Source organism: Bacillus sp. 1021 (assembly GCF_014534735.1).
Taxonomy (GTDB): domain Bacteria; phylum Bacillota; class Bacilli; order Bacillales; family Bacillaceae; genus Bacillus; species Bacillus siamensis.
In genome coordinates, this window is the sequence record NZ_JACVSR010000002.1 from 202,440 (window position 1) to 220,915 (window position 18,476).

At 48.8% G+C, this 18,476-nt stretch carries 14 protein-coding genes; 10 read left to right on the forward strand and 4 right to left on the reverse strand.

What is annotated here, in order from left to right; genetic code table 11:
• Positions 1–30 precede the first annotated feature (30 nt).
• The 4 genes from ICW23_RS07630 to ICW23_RS07645 all read left to right on the forward strand — a co-directional run bounded on the left by ICW23_RS07630 (position 31) and on the right by ICW23_RS07645 (position 4,086).
• Positions 31–867, forward strand: a complete 837-nt coding sequence (locus ICW23_RS07630; RefSeq protein ID WP_003150818.1) for a YitT family protein — start codon at positions 31–33, stop codon at positions 865–867.
• Positions 868–1,032: 165 nt separating this feature from the next.
• Entirely contained in the window at positions 1,033–1,926 is an 894-nt protein-coding gene (locus ICW23_RS07635) for a PucR family transcriptional regulator (RefSeq protein ID WP_188154284.1), read from the forward strand.
• 117 nt (positions 1,927–2,043) lie between these two features.
• Positions 2,044–3,144, forward strand: a complete 1,101-nt coding sequence (locus ICW23_RS07640) for an ABC transporter ATP-binding protein (RefSeq protein WP_045925530.1) — start codon at positions 2,044–2,046, stop codon at positions 3,142–3,144.
• Between the two features lie 99 nt (positions 3,145–3,243).
• Positions 3,244–4,086: a polysaccharide deacetylase family protein gene (locus ICW23_RS07645; RefSeq protein ID WP_045925529.1), complete on the forward strand. Its 843-nt coding sequence runs from the start codon at positions 3,244–3,246 to the stop codon at positions 4,084–4,086.
• Between the two features lie 35 nt (positions 4,087–4,121).
• Here ICW23_RS07645 and cimH read toward each other — a convergent pair whose 3' ends face one another.
• Positions 4,122–5,465, reverse strand: a complete 1,344-nt coding sequence (gene cimH / locus ICW23_RS07650; protein ID WP_045925528.1) for a citrate/malate transporter CimH — start codon at positions 5,463–5,465, stop codon at positions 4,122–4,124.
• Between the two features lie 502 nt (positions 5,466–5,967).
• Between cimH and ICW23_RS07655 the strand changes: the two genes are divergently transcribed.
• The 5 genes from ICW23_RS07655 (at position 5,968) to ICW23_RS07675 (ending at position 12,725) form a co-directional block, all read left to right on the forward strand.
• Complete coding sequence (locus ICW23_RS07655; RefSeq protein WP_188154285.1) at positions 5,968–7,374, forward strand: cytochrome ubiquinol oxidase subunit I; 1,407 nt, start codon at positions 5,968–5,970, stop codon at positions 7,372–7,374.
• Complete coding sequence (gene cydB, locus ICW23_RS07660) at positions 7,358–8,374, forward strand: cytochrome d ubiquinol oxidase subunit II (protein WP_016937475.1); 1,017 nt, start codon at positions 7,358–7,360, stop codon at positions 8,372–8,374. The genes ICW23_RS07655 and cydB overlap by 17 nt, the downstream gene beginning before the upstream one ends.
• Positions 8,374–10,077 (forward strand): thiol reductant ABC exporter subunit CydD, encoded by a 1,704-nt coding sequence (cydD, locus tag ICW23_RS07665; RefSeq protein WP_188154286.1) that lies wholly within the window; start codon positions 8,374–8,376, stop codon positions 10,075–10,077. The genes cydB and cydD overlap by 1 nt, the downstream gene beginning before the upstream one ends.
• Entirely contained in the window at positions 10,074–11,804 is a 1,731-nt protein-coding gene (gene cydC, locus ICW23_RS07670; RefSeq protein WP_188154287.1) for a thiol reductant ABC exporter subunit CydC, read from the forward strand. The genes cydD and cydC overlap by 4 nt, the downstream gene beginning before the upstream one ends.
• Positions 11,805–11,894: 90 nt before the next feature.
• On the forward strand, positions 11,895–12,725 hold the full coding sequence (locus tag ICW23_RS07675) for an NAD(P)H-hydrate dehydratase (protein WP_095241141.1): 831 nt from the start codon (positions 11,895–11,897) through the stop codon (positions 12,723–12,725).
• A 13-nt stretch (positions 12,726–12,738) separates the two neighbouring features.
• Here ICW23_RS07675 and ICW23_RS07680 read toward each other — a convergent pair whose 3' ends face one another.
• A complete protein-coding gene (locus ICW23_RS07680; RefSeq protein ID WP_188154288.1) occupies positions 12,739–14,097 on the reverse strand; it encodes a purine-cytosine permease family protein in 1,359 nt (452 codons plus the stop codon).
• Between the two features lie 316 nt (positions 14,098–14,413).
• Between ICW23_RS07680 and ICW23_RS07685 the strand changes: the two genes are divergently transcribed.
• The gene (locus ICW23_RS07685; RefSeq protein ID WP_045925522.1) at positions 14,414–15,400 is read left to right on the forward strand and encodes a choloylglycine hydrolase family protein; all 987 of its coding nucleotides are present in this window, start codon (positions 14,414–14,416) and stop codon (positions 15,398–15,400) included.
• A 38-nt stretch (positions 15,401–15,438) separates the two neighbouring features.
• Here ICW23_RS07685 and katX read toward each other — a convergent pair whose 3' ends face one another.
• Together katX and ICW23_RS07695 are read right to left on the reverse strand one after the other, a co-directional pair.
• Positions 15,439–17,052 (reverse strand): catalase KatX, encoded by a 1,614-nt coding sequence (gene katX, locus ICW23_RS07690; RefSeq protein WP_188154289.1) that lies wholly within the window; start codon positions 17,050–17,052, stop codon positions 15,439–15,441.
• Positions 17,053–17,168: 116 nt separating this feature from the next.
• Positions 17,169–18,467 carry an arsenic transporter gene (locus tag ICW23_RS07695; protein WP_188154290.1) on the reverse strand — a complete coding sequence of 433 codons (1,299 nt, stop codon included), beginning with the start codon at positions 18,465–18,467 and terminating at the stop codon, positions 17,169–17,171.
• Positions 18,468–18,476 lie beyond the last annotated feature (9 nt).

The following is an 18,476-nucleotide window of genomic DNA, read 5'->3' on the forward strand; positions in this document are numbered from 1 at the left end:
TTTTGATTTTATAAAAAGGGAGTGTCTGGGATGAAAAAGAGGTTGCTGGATGTGCTGATGCTGATTATTGGGGCTTTTATCTTCGCATTGGCCGTTAATTTATTCGCCATTCCGAATGATCTTGGAGAGGGCGGGGTAACGGGGATTACCTTGATCTTGTATTATGTGTTTGAATGGTCGCCCGGGGTGACGAATATCATTTTGAACGGGATCTTATTGATCATCGGATATAAGTTTTTAGACGGTAAAACAACGCTTTATACGATCATTACCGTTGTCGCCAACTCGCTGTTTCTGCATCTGACGCATGACTGGCACTCGCCGTCACATGAACTCATTATTAATACTATTTTTGCGGGTGTGTTTGCCGGTGTCGGAATCGGAATCATTATCCGAGTCGGAGGCACGACTGCGGGATCTGCCATTTTGGCGAGGATTGCGAACAAATATCTCGATTGGAATATCAGCTATGCGCTTTTGTTCTTTGATCTGATTGTCGTCTTCAGTTCTTATTTCATCATCGGTGCGGAAAAAATGATGTTTACCATTGTGATGCTGTACATTGGAACGAAGGTGATGGACTTTATTATTGAAGGGCTGAATACGAAAAAAGCGGTGACGATCATATCTGAGCATAAGCACGAAATCGCTGAGCAGGTCAACACGCTTATGGACAGAGGGGTGACGCTGCTGTCGGGTAAAGGGAATTACACGGGGCAGTCGAAAGAAATTTTATACATCGTCATCCAGAAACAAGAGCTCTCCATGCTCAAGAAAATTATTAAAAGCTGTGATACAAAGGCGTTTGTCATTGTTCACGATGTGCGGGACGTCTTTGGTGAAGGCTTCGTCGATATCTCTAAATAAAAAAGATCCCTCTGCCGGTGCGGAGGGTTTTTTTATATGCCGGGGAGAAACGGTAATGATCCGTTTCCCGGGAAATAGCCGGAAAGCTGTTTCTAAAATGAAGTAGATACCACCCGCCGGACGTTTTATACTGAAAATATAATAGAGCGATAGAGAGGAGCGCATATGAACCCGTTATTGGCAATTTACCCGAGGGCTGTGCTGTCTGATACGTGCTGTATGGCAGAGGATGTCTTTTGTTTTTATGATGAGACGAGGCGGGTCTATGTCGCCATTCCGAAGGAGGATATCACCCCGAAGGAGAAACTGCTTCTGGAATCGTTTTTGACACCTGCTGAAGAGAAAGGCGTTTTTTTTGCGGAGACGGCGGAAGCAAAGAGGTGGCGGCGTTTTCTGCTGGAAGAGGGACTGGTTCCTGACGTCAAAGAGTCTCGTGTCCGTTTTATTCATTATGACTTAATGGGGGAACGGAACTGGGGGGCGTTTACGGAATCGTTGCGTCATTTCTGGCCGATGCCGTATACGGTTGTCCGGACGGGAAGGGATCAGGGCGTGATTGTAGAAGAAGAAAAGCTTGAAGCCCCTGATCCGGGTGATATCGCATCTTTTGTAAAGGTTTCTGAATGTGATTTTTATTTCAGTGTCCGTTTCTTCATCGGGAGGTATTATGGCGCCGGGGAACGTCTGCGCCTTCATTACCGGAGAGAACAGCAATATTTTCAGATTGGAAGGCGTCATCTCCCGCAGCTGAGCACGCTGACCGCGGAAACGGTATTTCCGGCCATGCTCTCGGAAGAAAGCAGAGAAAAGCTCTCTGCATTGCTTCACGAAGAGGCGGTGTTGCTGTTTCAGAAAGAACCGGAGCTGAAGCATACGATTCAGACTTTTATTGAACATAACTCAAACATGTCGCTCACATCGAAAAAACTGCATTTGCACCGCAACAGTCTTCAATATCGGATTGATAAATTTGCGGAACGCTCAGGTATTGATATTAAGACATATCGGGGCGCCCTGCTGGCTTATTTCATTTGCCTGCAGTATGAAAAATCACAGTAAATGGGAAATGTGCACGAAGGCTGCTGGCTTTTTTTATGAACATTGCCTATACACGCCGCCGCCGGAGGCTGTTACAATCCTATTTAAGAAAGCGTTTACAAATAAAGGGGGATATACATGGCGGAACTTCGGCTCGAGCATATTTATAAGTATTACGATCAGAAAGAAGCGGCTGTCGATGATTTTAACCTTCATATTAAAGATAAAGAGTTTATCGTGTTTGTCGGTCCGTCGGGATGCGGGAAGTCGACAACATTGCGGATGGTTGCCGGGCTGGAAGACATCTCGAAGGGCGATTTTTATATCGGAGACACGAGGGTGAATGATATCGCTCCTAAAGACAGGGATATCGCCATGGTGTTCCAAAACTATGCGCTGTATCCGCATATGACGGTCTATGATAATATCGCTTTCGGTCTGAAGCTGAGGAAGATGCCGAAACCGGAGATTAAAAAACGGGTCGAAGAAGCAGCGAAAATGCTGGGGCTCACAGAGTATCTGCACCGCAAACCGAAGGCGCTCTCCGGCGGGCAGCGGCAGCGTGTTGCATTAGGACGGGCGATCGTCAGGGACGCCAAAGTGTTTTTAATGGATGAGCCGCTGTCAAATCTGGATGCAAAGCTTCGGGTGCAGATGCGGGCTGAAATTATTAAGCTTCATCAAAGACTGCAAACAACTACCATCTATGTGACTCACGACCAAACAGAAGCGCTGACGATGGCGACACGCATTGTAGTCATGAAGGATGGGAAAATTCAGCAGATCGGCACGCCGAAAGAAGTCTATGAACATCCGGAAAACGTTTTTGTCGGCGGGTTCATCGGCTCCCCCACGATGAACTTTTTTAAAGGAAAGCTGACAGACGGCGCCATTCAGATCGGTTCAGCCGCTCTCAGCGTGCCGGAAGGGAAAATGAAAATGCTCCGGGAAAAAGGGTATGCCGGCAAAGATGTGATCTTCGGCATCCGCCCGGAAGACATACATGACGAGCTGATTGTGGTAGAATCCTATAAGAATTCATCCATCACAGCTAAGATCAATGTCGCGGAATTGCTCGGGTCAGAAATTATGGTTTATTCCCGGATCGGGGATCAGGATTTTATCGCCCGGATTGATGCCCGCCACGACATTCATGCCGGTGAGGAATTGACTGTGGCTTTCGACATGAATAAAGCTCATTTTTTCGACAGTGAAACAGAAATCAGAATCCGCTCATAACGCAAAGCCGGACAGCTGGATGTCCGGCTTTTTTGATGTAACAATTTTTGCCCGTCGACCGATATAAAAAGTAAATAATAGACAGAAAGCAGGAAAACCATGAAACGCATGATTACGTGCATGTGCCTTTTGGCTGCTCTGTTAACGCTTGCCGCCTGTTCTGACCATGAGGCAAGTGCCGAAGAGAGCATTCCGAAGGCAGAATCACACCACGATAAAAAGTCTGTAAAGCGCCAAATCAAAAAGGAGCCGGATACGTCCGCCTGGGTTAAAACGAAGGGAACGGCGAGGCTGCCGATTCTGATGTACCACAGCATTTCTGAGGGAAACAGCCTGCGTGTGCCGAAGGAAGAATTCCAGCAGCATATGAAGTGGCTGCATGATCACGGCTATTATACGATGACTCCGGAAGAAGCCTATCTGATGCTGACGGAGGATAGAGAGCCGCGTGAAAAATGCGTTCTGATCACATTTGATGACGGCTATACCGACAATGTGAAAGCGGCGTATCCTATTTTAAAGAAATATAAGATGAAAGCGACCATCTTCATGATCGGTAACTTTATCGGACATAAAAATCACCTGACTGAGAAGCAGATGAAGGAGATGGCCGCACACGGCATTTCCATTCAAAGCCATACGATGAACCATCTCGAATTGAACGGGCTCGCGCCTCAGCAGCAGCAACGCGAAATGGCGGACTCTAAGCGTTTATTTGATCAAATGTTCGGGCAGCGGACGTCTGTAATCAGTTACCCTGTCGGACGATATAATAAGGAAACATTAAAAGCCGCACCTGCTGCAGGCTACCGTATGGCGGTCACGACGGAGCCGGGAGCGGCAACAAGAGATCAGGGGCTTTATGCGCTTCACCGTGTCCGTGTGTCGCCGGGCATGTCCGGTACGGCATTCGGCTCTTATATCCAAAATGTGATGAAATAACAGAGCCTCCGCATATGGCGGAGGCTTTTTCCCGTTTAATAGAATTGATGAAGCAATAGGAGGGTGACGCTCACGGTAATCGCCCCGCCGATTCTGGTCGATACTTGGGCAAACGGCATAAGCTCAAGCCGTTCAGCGGCGCTTAAGATCGCGACGTCGCCTGTGCCGCCCTGACCGGAATGGCAGGCATTGATGACCGCCGTCTCAATCGGGTACAGGTTCAGCCATTTACCGGTCAGAAAACCGACGGCTATCATTGTAATGACGATGGATAAAATGGTAATGATATTGCTGATATTAAAAGCCGCAATCAGTTTGTCCCACGGTGTCATTGAAACGCCGATCGCGAATAAGAGCGGATAGGTCACGGCTGTCGAGAAAAAACGCGAAACGCCGAAAGCTCCGTTTTCAATCGAGGCCGGCGCCAGCCTGAACAGCTTAATAAGCACGGCAAGGACGAGCATCACGACAGGAGCCGGAAGCTGAAAGAAATCATGCGCCAGCATGCCGACCAAATACAGGGAAACCGCTAAAATCCCCCCCGAAGCGAAAAAAGACAGATTAAACGCATTGTCATTGGCCGGCTGTTCCAATACAGGAGCGGATTGATCAGACTTATCGACCTTCCCGTTGCCCGTCCATTCCGGCTTGCGTTTCCCGATGACGTTCAGCAAACCCGATAACATAATGGCGCACAGGCTGCCGAGCATGATGGACGGCAGCACAAGCGCAAAGGCGTCTCCCTGGGACATCGGCATAATATCGGAGTAGCCGATGGATAAAGGAATCGCGCCCTCGCCGACACCTCCCGCCATAATCGGGACGACAATATAAAGCAGTGTGTGCTGAAAACCGAGCCCGAGCAGCGTCCCGACGCATAAGCCGACGATGGCGGCCGCGATCGAGCCGGCGATCAGCGGAATAAAAATCTTGACGAAAGCTTTGACGAGAGTCTCTCTTTTCATCCCGAGAATACTGCCGACGACGATACCGGCAATAAATAGATAGAGAAAGTTAGAGTTTTCCGTGAATTCTGTTGTTGATGTAATAATGTCTTTCGGAAGCAGGTGGTAGTAGACGACAGCGGACGGAATAAAGGTTGCGAGGATCGCAGGGCCGCCGATGGAACGCACGATCGGAATGGATTTTCCGATCTGGCCGAAGGTAAATCCGAAAAAACTCATGACGGCAATCGATGTCAGGATGTCGCTTTTTACATCGTGTTTCATGACAAACACCGTAATAAGCAAGAAGAGCAGGATATAGATAGGAAGAGGAATAATGCCGATTCTTATATTCATTGCTCTGGCAAACCAATTATCAGTCCGTTGCTGTTTTGGAATTGAATCCGTTTGCAAATTTGGTTGAAGTTCTCCCATGCTTGTTCCCCCAGTCTTTATGTAGTGAAAAATATCCCCATTTAAAGTATACTAAAAAATTTAAATTGTTCATATATTATGAATTTACTAGAAAACATACTTTCACCTCATTTTCTTTCTTAAAAAGGCGATTTGGCGGCCTTTCCCGCTGAATAAAGCATTTTGTTCGCCACACGAATAAAAAAGAGGTACGATATGGAAGGGACAAAAATCCTAGATGCCGACATAAAATCTCTACAAATTCGACATTAATCGGTCACAATTTCAGCCTATTTTTAGGTATATCGATCTTTTTTTTTAGGCGGAATCGTTGTAAAGTAATGATATTGAATCATTTCTATGACAGCCGGCTGCCCCCCAGGGAGTGCAGGCTGATAATTCATTAGTTTTGACAAATTTGTGAAACGTTGAGCAAATATATCATTTCTTGTGAAATACCGAGCAATGGTTTTGTCGTGTTTGTGAAATGTTGAGCAATTTACCAGATTGGAGGAAAAACATCATGAGTGAGTTGGTTTTAGCCCGCATACAATTTGCATCTACAACATTGTTTCACTTCCTGTTTGTGCCTATGTCTATCGGGCTTGTGTTTATGGTTGCTTTGATGGAGACGCTTTATGTTGTCAAAAAACAAGAGACCTATCTCAAAATGGCTAAATTTTGGGGACATCTCTTTTTAATTAACTTTGCTGTCGGCGTCGTCACAGGGATTCTTCAGGAATTCCAGTTTGGATTGAACTGGTCTGATTATTCCCGTTTTGTCGGAGACGTATTTGGCGCTCCGCTTGCGGTTGAAGCGCTTTTGGCGTTCTTTATGGAATCTATTTTTATCGGATTATGGATTTTCGGCTGGGACCGTTTATCTAAAAAAGTGCATTTGCTTTGCATTTGGCTTGTATCCTTCGGGACGATTATGTCATCTTTCTGGATTTTGACGGCAAACTCATTCATGCAGGAGCCGGTCGGCTTTGCGATTAAAAACGGCCGCGCGGAAATGAATGATTTCGGGGCGCTTTTGACAAACCCTCAGCTTTGGGTTGAATTCCCTCACGTCATTTTCGGGGCGCTTGCAACGGGTGCTTTCTTTATCGCCGGTGTCAGCGCATATAAATTATTGAAGAAAAAAGAAGTGCCTTTCTTCCATAAATCTTTCAAGCTTTCTATGGTTGTCGGTCTGATCGCCGGTATCGGCGTTGCGTTCAGCGGACATATGCAGGCTGAGCATTTAATGGAATCGCAGCCGATGAAAATGGCCGCCAGTGAAGCGCTTTGGGATGACAGCGGTGATCCTGCCGCGTGGACGGCTTTTGCGAACATTGATACGAATAAAGAAAAAAACACATCAGAAATTTCAATTCCTTACGCACTCAGCTACTTGGCTTATCAGAAGTTCAGCGGCAGTGTTAAAGGGATGAAAACTCTTCAAAAAGAATACGAAAAAACGTACGGAAAAGGCGACTATATCCCGCCTGTTAAAACGACGTTCTGGAGCTTCCGCATCATGGCGGGTGCAGGCGCGCTTATGATTTTCGCCGCGATTGCCGGCTTTATTCTGAACCGCCGCAAAAAGCTTCATACAAGCAAGTTGTATTTACGGGGCATGATCGCACTGATCGCATTCCCGTTCATTGCGAACTCTGCCGGATGGATTATGACTGAAATCGGACGCCAGCCGTGGACGGTCATGGGGCAATTGACGACCGCACAATCCGTTTCGCCTAACGTAACGACGGGATCTCTGCTGTTTTCAATTATCAGCTTCGGCGTCATGTACTTGATTTTAGGCGCGCTGCTTGTTTTCCTATTCGTTCGTGAAATTAAAAAAGGTGCGGACCATGATGATCACAAGGATGTTCCTGTATCAACAGATCCGTTCAGTCAGGAGGTCTACCATGGGGTCACTTCATGATCTTTGGTTTATACTCGTTTCGATTTTGTTTGTCGGATTTTTCTTTTTAGAAGGTTTTGATTTCGGTGTCGGCATTTCGACCCGATTTCTTGGCCATAATGAATTAGAACGCAGAGTGCTGGTTAACACCATCGGCCCGTTCTGGGATGCGAATGAGGTGTGGCTGATCACAGGTACGGGAGCGATTTTCGCGGCATTCCCGAACTGGTATGCAACGATGCTCAGCGGATATTACATTCCGTTTATCATCATTCTTCTTGCCTTGATGGGCCGCGGCGTGGCATTTGAATTCCGCGGGCAAGTGAACAATCTGAAATGGGTCAAAACATGGGACTGGGTAATTTTCTTCGGAAGCCTTATCCCGCCGTTTTTATTCGGCCTTATCTTTACAAGCTTGTTCCGCGGTGTGCCGATTGACGGACACATGAACATTCACGCGGGTTTTTCAGATATTGTGAACGTGTATTCCGTTCTTGGCGGAGCAGCCGTCACCCTTCTTTCATTCCTGCACGGTTTAATGTTTATCACCCTGCGCACGATCGGTGATTTACAAGAGCGTGCGAGAAAAATGGCAAAACGCGTAATCGGTGTTATCTTTCTTGTTGTACTTGCTTTCTTTGCGATGTCTGCATACGATACGGATATGTTTACACGCCGGGCAAACATCACGATTCCAATATTCGTGCTGATTGTCATCTGCAACGTTCTTGCCATTGTGTTCATGAGCAAGAAAAAAGACGGCTGGGCATTCGGTATGACCGGCGCGGGTCTCGCTTTGACAGTCGCGATGATTTTTATCTCCCTGTTCCCGCGCGTCATGGTCAGCTCGCTGAAAAGCGCGTATGACTTAACAGTAGCTAACGCGTCTTCCGGTGATTATTCACTTAAAGTCATGACAATTGTTGCACTGACTTTGCTGCCGTTTGTCATCGGCAGTCAGATCTGGAGCTATTATGTCTTCCGGAAACGCGTCAGCCATAAGGAGCCTATGACTTATTAATGGGAAAAGACCTGTTTCTTTATAAAGGAATGAAGCGGATTCTTGCGATCATTACGGGATTAACGATAATACAAACGGCCGCCATTATCTTGCAGGCGGAATGGCTGAGCCAGGCGGTAACCGGATTATTTAACGGGAAGCGAATTGCTTCTCTTTATCCGGTTATCGGCTTTTTCCTGCTTGCGTTTTTGGTCCGGCACGCGGTGACAACGGTCCGGCAGAAAATCGTGTACCAATATGCCGCGCAAACCGGCGCAGACTTAAGAAAAAGATTTCTTGAGCAATTGTTCCGTCTCGGCCCCCGCTTTGCGAAAAAAGAGGGGACAGGCCGGATGGTGACGCTGGCGATGGAAGGCATCAGCCAGTTCCGCCGCTACTTAGAGCTGTTTCTGCCGAAAATGGTCAGCATGGCGATCGTGCCGGCTGCCGTTGTCATTTACGTGTTTTTTCAGGATAAAACATCGGCTTTGATTCTGATTCTTGCGCTTCCGATTTTGATTGTATTTATGATTCTGCTCGGACTTGTCGCACACAAAAAAGCCGATCGCCAATGGAAGTCCTATCAGACGCTTTCCAATCATTTCGTGGATTCGCTCCGCGGACTGGAGACATTGCGGTTTTTAGGATTAAGCAAATCACACAGCAAAAATATTTTTCATGTCAGCGAGAGATACCGCAAGGCGACGATGAGCACGCTCCGGGTCGCGTTTTTATCATCATTCGCCCTTGATTTCTTTACGATGCTGTCGGTGGCGACAGTGGCGGTGTTTCTCGGCTTGCGGCTGATAGACGGGCATATTCTTCTCGGCCCGGCATTGACCGCGCTGATTCTTGCGCCTGAATACTTTCTCCCGGTCCGCGAGGTGGGAAATGATTACCACGCGACATTAAACGGGCAGGAAGCGGGAAAAACCATTCAGGCGATTTTGGCGCAGCCCGGTTTTAAAGAAGAAAAGCCGCTCGAGCTTGATACGTGGACTGACGGAGATGAATTACAGCTTACGCGTTTGTCCGTCCGTGAATCGATGTCTGAATTTAATCTGTCCTTTAAAGGGAAGAGAAAAATCGGGATTATCGGGGAAAGCGGCGCGGGAAAATCGACTCTCATTGATGTGCTGGGCGGCTTTTTAGAGCCTGCGTCCGGTGAGATCAAGGTAAACGGTGAATCCCGCTCGCATCTGCAGTCGGACGGCTGGCAGAAGCAGCTGCTCTATATTCCGCAGCATCCGTACATTTTTGATGACACGCTTTTGAATAATATCCGGTTTTATCATCCTGATGCTTCCCGTGAGGAAACGGCGCAGGCCGCTGCTTCGGCGGGTCTTTCCGAACTGATTCGTGATCTGCCCGGCGGTCTTGACGGCCGGATCGGTGAGGGCGGGCGGGCGCTCAGCGGAGGGCAGGCTCAGCGTGTCGCGCTGGCCAGAGCCTTTTTAGGAAACCGTCCGATTCTCCTTTTGGATGAGCCGACCGCTCACCTTGATATTGAAACAGAGTATGAAATAAAAGAAACGATGAAAGACCTGTTTGAAAATAAGCTTGTTTTTCTGGCCACTCATCGTCTTCACTGGATGCTTGAAATGGACGAAATTATCGTGCTTGATGACGGCGCGGTGGCGGAAATCGGCACCCACGACGAATTGATGGCGAAACAAGGCGTATACGCCAAACTTGTAGAGGCGCAACTGGGGGAAAGAACATGAGGAAAGAAGAATGGATTCTGCCGTATATTAAGCAAAATGCCCGTTTGTTTGTTCTTGTGATTTTTTTAGGCGCGGTGACGATTTTTTCGGCGGCCTTTCTCATGTTTACTTCCGGTTTTTTGATCTCAAAGTCGGCGACAAGGCCTGAGAATATCCTGCTGGTGTACGTTCCGATTGTGGCCGTGCGCACCTTCGGGATCGCCCGTTCAGTCTCCCGGTATGCCGAGCGTCTGACGGGGCATCACATCATTTTGAAAATCGTGTCCGACATGCGGGTGCGGCTTTACAATATGCTGGAGCCGGCCTCTCTCATGCTCTCTTCCCGTTTCCGAACGGGCGACATGCTCGGCATTTTGGCTGAGGATATTGAGCATTTGCAGGATGCGTTTTTAAAAACGATTTTCCCCGGGGTTTCCGCTTTGCTGCTCTATGCGGCATCCGTTATCGGGCTCGGCTTTTTTTCCTGGCCGTTTGCCGCTCTTGCGGCGATTTACCTGTTTGTATTGGTTGTCTTATTTCCGGTTGTGTCGCTTCTTGTGACGAGAGCGAAAAACATGAAGCTGAAAAGCGGACGGAATACGCTCTACAGCCGGCTGACCGATGCCGTACTCGGCGTGAGCGACTGGATGTTCTCGGGACGTCAGGCCGCCTTTATTTCCTCTTATGAAGAGAAAGAAAAGGCATGGTTTGACCTTGAGAGCAAACGTCAGCGATTTACGAGGCTGCGCGATCTCGCCGCACAATGCCTTGTCGGCGGCTTCATATTGATCATGCTGTTCTGGACGGCGGGTCAGTATGCGGACGGCAGCATCGCCAACACGATGATCGCGGCCTTTGTGCTTGTTGTATTTCCATTGACGGAGGCGTTTCTGCCCCTTTCGGATGCGCTGACGGAAGTGCCTTCTTATCAGGATTCGACCAGAAGAATGAGTAAGGCGGCTCCGGAGCTGCGGGGGCGTGAGGTGAAGCAGTCAGATGAGAAACTGGATGTCACTGATGTGACACTGGCGTTTGATAACGTGTCATTTTCTTATGATCAGCACAGTCATGTGCTTGACCGCTTTTCCTTCACTCTCCGCCAGGGTGAAAAAATGGCGCTGCTCGGCAGGAGCGGCTCCGGTAAGTCGACCTCTCTCGCTTTAATTGAAGGCGCCTTAGTTCCCGATTCAGGCAAAGTGACACTGAACGGGCTGGAAACTGCGGCCGTGCAGGATCAGATTTCCTCAGCGGTAGCCGTTTTGAATCAGAAGCCTCATCTCTTTAATACGAGCATTATGAACAATATCCGGCTCGGAAACGGAAAGGCGAGTGATGAAGATGTTAAGCGTGCGGCGCGGCAAGTGAAGCTGCACGACTATATTGAATCACTGCCTGACGGGTATGAAACGTCCGTGCAGGAGACGGGGATACGTTTTTCAGGCGGGGAGCGGCAGCGGATTGCGCTTGCCCGCATTCTGCTCCAAGATACGCCGGTCATTATTCTTGATGAACCGACGGTCGGCCTTGATGCGGTTACTGAACGCGAATTGCTTGATACGATTTTTGATGTTTTTAAAGAGAAAACGATTCTCTGGATTACACACCATCTAGCAGGTGTGGAAACAGCTGATAAGATTGTCTTTTTAGAAAATGGAAAAGCAGAAATGGAAGGAACCCATCAAGAGCTGCTTGCAGAAAACGAACGGTACCGGAAGCTTTACCGTCTTGATGTTCCGATCAGAACATAAACGGCCGCAAACGTGCGGCTGTTTTTTTGTGCGGTTTAAAATCTCTTCTTGTTTGGAATATAAATAAGAGACAGAAGAGGAGGTACAGAGATGAACATACTGGATTGGACGGAACGGGATGTGAGAGATACATTGCCGAAGCGTGAGGCAGACAGCCATAAGGGGACGTTCGGGACGGCGTTATTGCTGGCCGGAAGCGATGACATGCCGGGAGCCGCCCTTCTGGCAGGTTTGGGCGCGATGAGAAGCGGTGTCGGCAAGCTCGTCATCGGTACATCGGCAGGCGTCATCCCGCTCATTGTCCCGGTGCTGCCGGAAGCGACGTACTGGCGGGACGGGTGGAAAAAAGCCGCGGCAGGTCAGCCGGAAGAAACCATCCGGGCCGCTGCCATCGGGCCGGGGCTTCCCCAAACGGACGAAGTGCAGCAGGCGGCTGACCAGCTGCTTTCTGCCGATTATCCCGTCATACTGGATGCGGGCGCCATAACGAAAAGAACCTATCCGGAAAGGAAAGCCCCGGTGATCTTGACGCCTCACCCCGGCGAATTTTCAAGGATGACAGGCCTTCCGATTCAAGAGATTCAGCAGAACAGAGCGGCATATGCCGCGGAATGGGCGGAGCGGCTTCATGTCACGATTGTCCTGAAAGGAAACGAAACCATTATCGCTTTTCCTGACGGGGAGTGCCGCCGGAATACAACCGGAAACGGTGCGCTTGCAAAAGGCGGGACCGGCGACACGCTGACGGGAATGATCCTCGGTATGCTGTGCTGTCATCAAGACCCGAAACATGCCGTATTGAACGCCGTCCGCCTTCACGGCGAATGTGCGGAGTTATGGACGGAAGAGCGCTCCGCACATACCTTATTGGCGCACGAACTTTCCGAACTGCTGCCGCGTGTATGGAAGGAATATGAATAAAGAAAAGGCGTCTTCATAGGGAAGGCGCCTCTTTTTGTTTTAACCTTGATTTCATCAGAACATAATACAACAGCGACGGAACGGCCAGCCCGACGACCCAGGCGATGTCGCCTCCGCCGAATATTTCAGCGAGCGGCCCGATGTAAAAGGACGTATTGATAAACGGGATTTCTAATATGATCGACAAAACGAATGCGGCCGCTGTAATCCAGTTGACCCTGCCGTATTGTCCGTTGACGTCAAACATCGATTTGACGTGGTATTTTCCGCGGCGGACAAAATAGTAATCCACGAGGTTGATCGCTGTCCATGGAATTAAGAAATAACTGATAAAAAAGATGAAATTTAAAAACAGTTCCATGAAATTGCTTTGGCCTAGAAGACTTAACACAGTACCCGCTGCCGTCACATAAAGGATCATTACCACTCTCGTTTTAGGCGTCACCTTCAGTTTTAAAAACGGCTCCAAGGTGGTCGTGGTTGACATAAAGGCTCCGTATAAATTAAAGACGTTGATCGCCATTTGTCCGAACAGGACGATGATCAGCATAATAAAGGAAAACGGGCCGAACAATCGGACAATTTCATTTCCGGCATTAGCAGTGAATCCCGGGAGCGCCGTCGTCAAAATAGCGCCGAGAAACATCATCCAGATAGAACTGACTGACGTACCTGCGTAGCTGTACCAAAAGGTATGCGATGCCGGTGTTTTGACCGGCAGATAACGGGAATAATCTGCGACATATGGCGCGTATGCCAGCTGCCATGTGGCCACCGCACTGACCGCCACTAAGAAAACAGGCAGATCTAATGAGCCGGGCGCCCAGCTTCCTGAGGGAATCGGCAGTTGAAAAATAAGAATCGTTGCAGCAAAAAAAACGGCAAAGGAGGTCCAAGAGAGGATTTTCTGCATTTTGTGAATCAGATCATGACCGTAGATCGTGAGTAAAAAACAGATGGCGCTTAAGCCGATAATACACCATGAAGCCGGAATCGGTACAAAGCTGCTCAGTGTACCGGCTGCGAGAATCGTACTGCTCGCAAAGAAGCCCAGGTAGATAAACATGACCAAAAAGAGGGGCAGAATCGCTCCGATCACGCCGAATTGCGCACGGCTTTGAATCATTTGCGGAATTCCGAGCTGAGGTCCTTGTGCGGAATGAGACGCCATAAAGATTGCGCCGATAAAGGTTCCGATCATAATGGCGGCGATACTCCAAAAGAGATCGAGTCCCATTGTAACGGGCAGTGTGCCTGTGACTAACGTCGTTATATGCATATTCGCCCCGAACCAAACGGGGAATAAATCTTTGGCCTTTCCGTGTCTTTCGTGATGCGGAATATGTTCAATCGTTCGCCTTTCTACTTTCAATAGATAATCTCCTCCGTATGTCTTCTTTTAACATAAAGTCATAGCTTAACAGATTGACTTACCGTTTACAAATTCCAGTACACAGGAAAAACATTGTAAAGCCTCGCTGACAGCCGTTCTGAAATTTTTTGTGAAACTGAACAGACACTGCCGCCAAAATGATTTACCGGGGGTTTAAAAGGCATGGAGATGCTTACGGACTAATATGTATGAAGGAGAAATGTGTCAATCTTTTGACGAATGGAGCTATTATTCGCTAAGCTTTAAGAATAGTTTACTTTGTGTAAATTTCATAAACGAAAAGGGGATTGATGATATGTGTACAAGTCTTACATTGAAAACGGCAGATGGTAATCACCTATTGGCGCGAACGATGGATTTTGCTTTTCAGCTCGACACCGACGTCATGCTGTACCCTCGTCAGTACAGCTGGAAAAGCGAAGCTGACGGCAGGCTGCATAAGACGAAATACGCATTTATCGGCATGGGGAGAAATCTCGGCAATATTCTGTTTGCCGACGGCGTGAATGAAAAAGGGCTGTCTTGTGCGACGCTGTATTTTCCGGGCTTTGCGGGATACGAGAAAGCGGAACGGGAGGGCACGTGCCACATCGCTCCTCATGAGTTCGTCACATGGGCCTTATCAAACTGTGAATCTCTTGAAGACGTAAAGGAAAAGCTCGCTTCACTGACAATTGTAGAGAAGAAGTTAATGTTATTGGATACGGTGCTGCCCCTTCATTGGATTTTATCAGACCGCACGGGGGGCTGCATTGTGATCGAGCCGACGCCGGAAGGTATGAAAGTCTATGACAACAAACCCGGAGTGATGACCAACAGTCCTGAATTTCCTTGGCATGTGACCAATCTGCGCCATTATATCGGAATCAGGCCGCAGCAGTCAGAAAGCAAAACATTGGGCGGAATGACATTAACCGCATTCGGCCAAGGGTCAGGAACGATCGGGCTTCCCGGTGACTACACGCCGCCATCCCGATTCATCAGGGCCGCTTATCTGAAAGAGCATTTAGAGCCTGCCGCTCATGAAACAGATGGCGTTACGGCCGCTTTTCATGTGCTGTCCAATATGAATATTCCAAAAGGCGCGGTGATCACCGAGGAGAATGAAATTGATTATACGCAGTATACGTCCGTCATGTGCTGTGACACGGGGAGCTATTACTTTCATCTGTACGACAACCGGCAGATCCATAAAGTAAGTTTATTCCATGAAGATCTTGACCGTCCGGAGCCGAAAGTATTTGCGGCTGTGGCGGAGCAGAATATACAGGAGCTTAATTAGCTCAAAAAAAACAGGACGCGATTGTCCTGTTTTTTTGTTTAATACGGATCTGACGGATGGCTTTCCCGTTCAGCCTGCTTTGCCGCCTGTGCCGCATCCGTAGTGCCGATCGGCCCGCCGCTGTTGCTTTCGGAGGCTTTTTTCAGCCCTTCCGCCACGCGTTTTCCGTAGTCCGGATCTGCTTTTGTGAAATTCTCAATCATTTGGTCCTGAATGTCTTTCCGGCAGGAAGAGAGCGTATTGACCAAGTTTGTGATCAATTCGTTCCGTTCAAATTCCGAAAAGCGGCGATACGTTTCTCCGGCTTGGCCGAAGTTATTCGACCGGTCGATCGCTTCCCGCTTTACGTCGCCTTCGACATGAGGCGTATGGTCTTTCCCATCCTGCTTCGCTTCTTTCAGTCCGCCCATAATAGACGGCTCATAGTTGACGTGCGGGTTTTGCCCTTCTGCCCGATCGACCCAATACTGCATTTGCCCGCCTTCCTGGTTGGTGGCGACATGCTTTTTCGGCGAGTTGATCGGAAGCTGCAGGTAATTTGCGCCGACGCGGTACCGCTGGGTATCTGAATAGGCGAATGTCCGCCCTTGAAGCAATTTGTCATCTGAAAAATCAAGGCCGTCCACCAGCACGCCCGTTCCGAATGATGCTTGTTCCACCTCGGCATGGTAGTTTTCCGGATTTTTATTGAGCACCAATTTGCCGATCGGCTTCCAAGGAAAATCGTCTTTATACCACAGCTTTGTCGGGTCAAGCGGATCAAAATCCAGTTCGGGATGCTCATCATCAGTCATGATTTGCGCATACACTTCCCATTCAGGATAATCGCCTTTTTCAATCGCGTCATACAAATCCTGTGTCGCATGGTTAAAGTTTTTCCCCTGAATCTCTTCCGCTTCCTTCTGTGTCAGGTTGCGGATGCCCTGTTTCGGTTCAAAGTGATATTTGACGAGCACGGCTTTTCCTTCTTCATTGACCCATTTGTACGCATGGACGCCTGAGCCCTGCATCTGCCGATAGTTGGCCGGGATGCCCCACGGCGAAAACAAGAAAGTGATCATATGAGTCGCTTCCGGTGATTGGGAGATGAAGTCGAAAATACGCTCACCGTCCTGTATGTTCGTAACCGGATCAGGCTGAAATGCGTGAACAAGATCCGGAAACTTCAGCGGATCACGGATAAAAAAGATTTTCAAGTTATTGCCGACCAGATCCCAGTTGCCGTCTTCCGTATAAAGCTTAACGGCAAAACCCCGGGGATCACGCAGTGTTTCCGGCGAGTGCTTTCCGTGATTGACGGTTGAAAAGCGCACAAACGCCGGTGTTTTCGTTCCTTTCTTTTGGAACACCTTCGCCCTTGTGTATTTTGAAATCTCCTCGTCTCCAAAACTTCCGTACGCCTCAAAGTATCCGTGTGCACCGGCGCCGCGCGCGTGAACGACGCGCTCCGGAATCCGTTCACGGTCAAAGTGGCTGATTTTCTCCAAAAAATCATAATTCTCCAATGTCGTCGGCCCTCTATTGCCGACTGTCCTGACATTCTGGTTGTCAGTGACCGGATGGCCCTGCCGGTTTGTCAGCGTGTCTTCTGACTCGCCTTTACCGGTCGTCTTACTGGAAAGCGCTTCTTCGCTGTCTTTGTTATTTTCCATTGCTGAACCCTCCTTTTTGAACGGTATCAATATGCCCAGCAGAGCCATTTTTTAAAACCCGTTTTCAAAAGAAGCGGTTATTCCGCAATCGGCGTTAAAGATCCGCCGTTCCATACTCAGGCCAGCCATAACAGCCATAAATAAAGCCCGATCAGGGTGATGAATAACGTCGGAACGGTTAATATCAGACCTGTTTTGAAATACATTCCCCAGGAAATTTTCACGTTTTTCCGGCTCAGCACATGGAGCCATAACAATGTCGCCAGCGACCCGATCGGCGTGATTTTCGGCCCGAGGTCCGAACCGATAACATTCGCGTAAATCAATGCTTCTCTCATCAGCCCGTGAGCGTCCGTTCCGCTGATGGCTATGGCGTCAATCATCACCGTCGGCAAGTTATTCATAACGGAGGACAGAACCGCAGCGATAAAACCCATTCCGAGTGTCCCCGCAAACAGTCCGTGATCCGCCGCTTTCTGAATAAGCTGAGAAAGAAGATCCGTCAGTCCGGCATTCCGCAAGCCGTACACGACAACATACATGCCGACAGAAAAAAACACGATGGCCCACGGGGCGTCCTTGATGACTTGTTTTGCAGGGACGGCGGGGCTTCGCTGCGCCAGAATGAGAAAAATAACCGCGATGGAGCCGGCAACGAAGGACACAGGGATCGACAGCAGCGCGCTGACGAAATACCCGATCAATAAAACGGCCAGGACACCCCATGATAACCGGAAAAGGCGCTCATCCTTAATGGCGGATGCAGGATGTTTCACAAGGCCGGTGTCAAACCGTTTCGGAATGTTTTTTCTGAAATAGAGATACAGCACCAAAATGCTTGCCGCCAAAGAAAAGAGGTTGGGCACCAGCATACGTGATGCATATTCAATGTATCCGATATGAAAGTAATCCGCGGATACGATATTGACCAAATTGCTGACCACGAGCGGGAGCGAGGTAGTATCGGCGATGAACCCTCCGGCGATAATAAACGGTAAAATCAGCTTTTCAGGTAAATCTAAAGCCCGCACCATCGCCAGTACGATCGGCGTCAAAATGAGCGCCGCTCCGTCATTGGCAAACAGGGCGGAGACCACAGCCCCTAAGACGGAAACATAGAGAAACATCCGCAGCCCGCTGCCTTTGGCCGCCATGGCCATATGCAGCGCGGCCCATTCAAAAAATCCGATGCTGTCAAGAATCAATGAAATGATAATAATGGCGATAAAGGCAAGTGTCGCATTCCAGACGATTCCCGTCACTTCCGCGATATCATGCAGGCTGACTGCCCCCGCAATCAAAGCGAGGACCGCTCCGCCGCAGGCAGACCAGCCGATTGATATGTGTTTCGGCTGCCAAATGACAAATACAAGTGTCAGCACAAAAATCAGCGCTGATAAAACCGCAATTCCCAAGAATATATC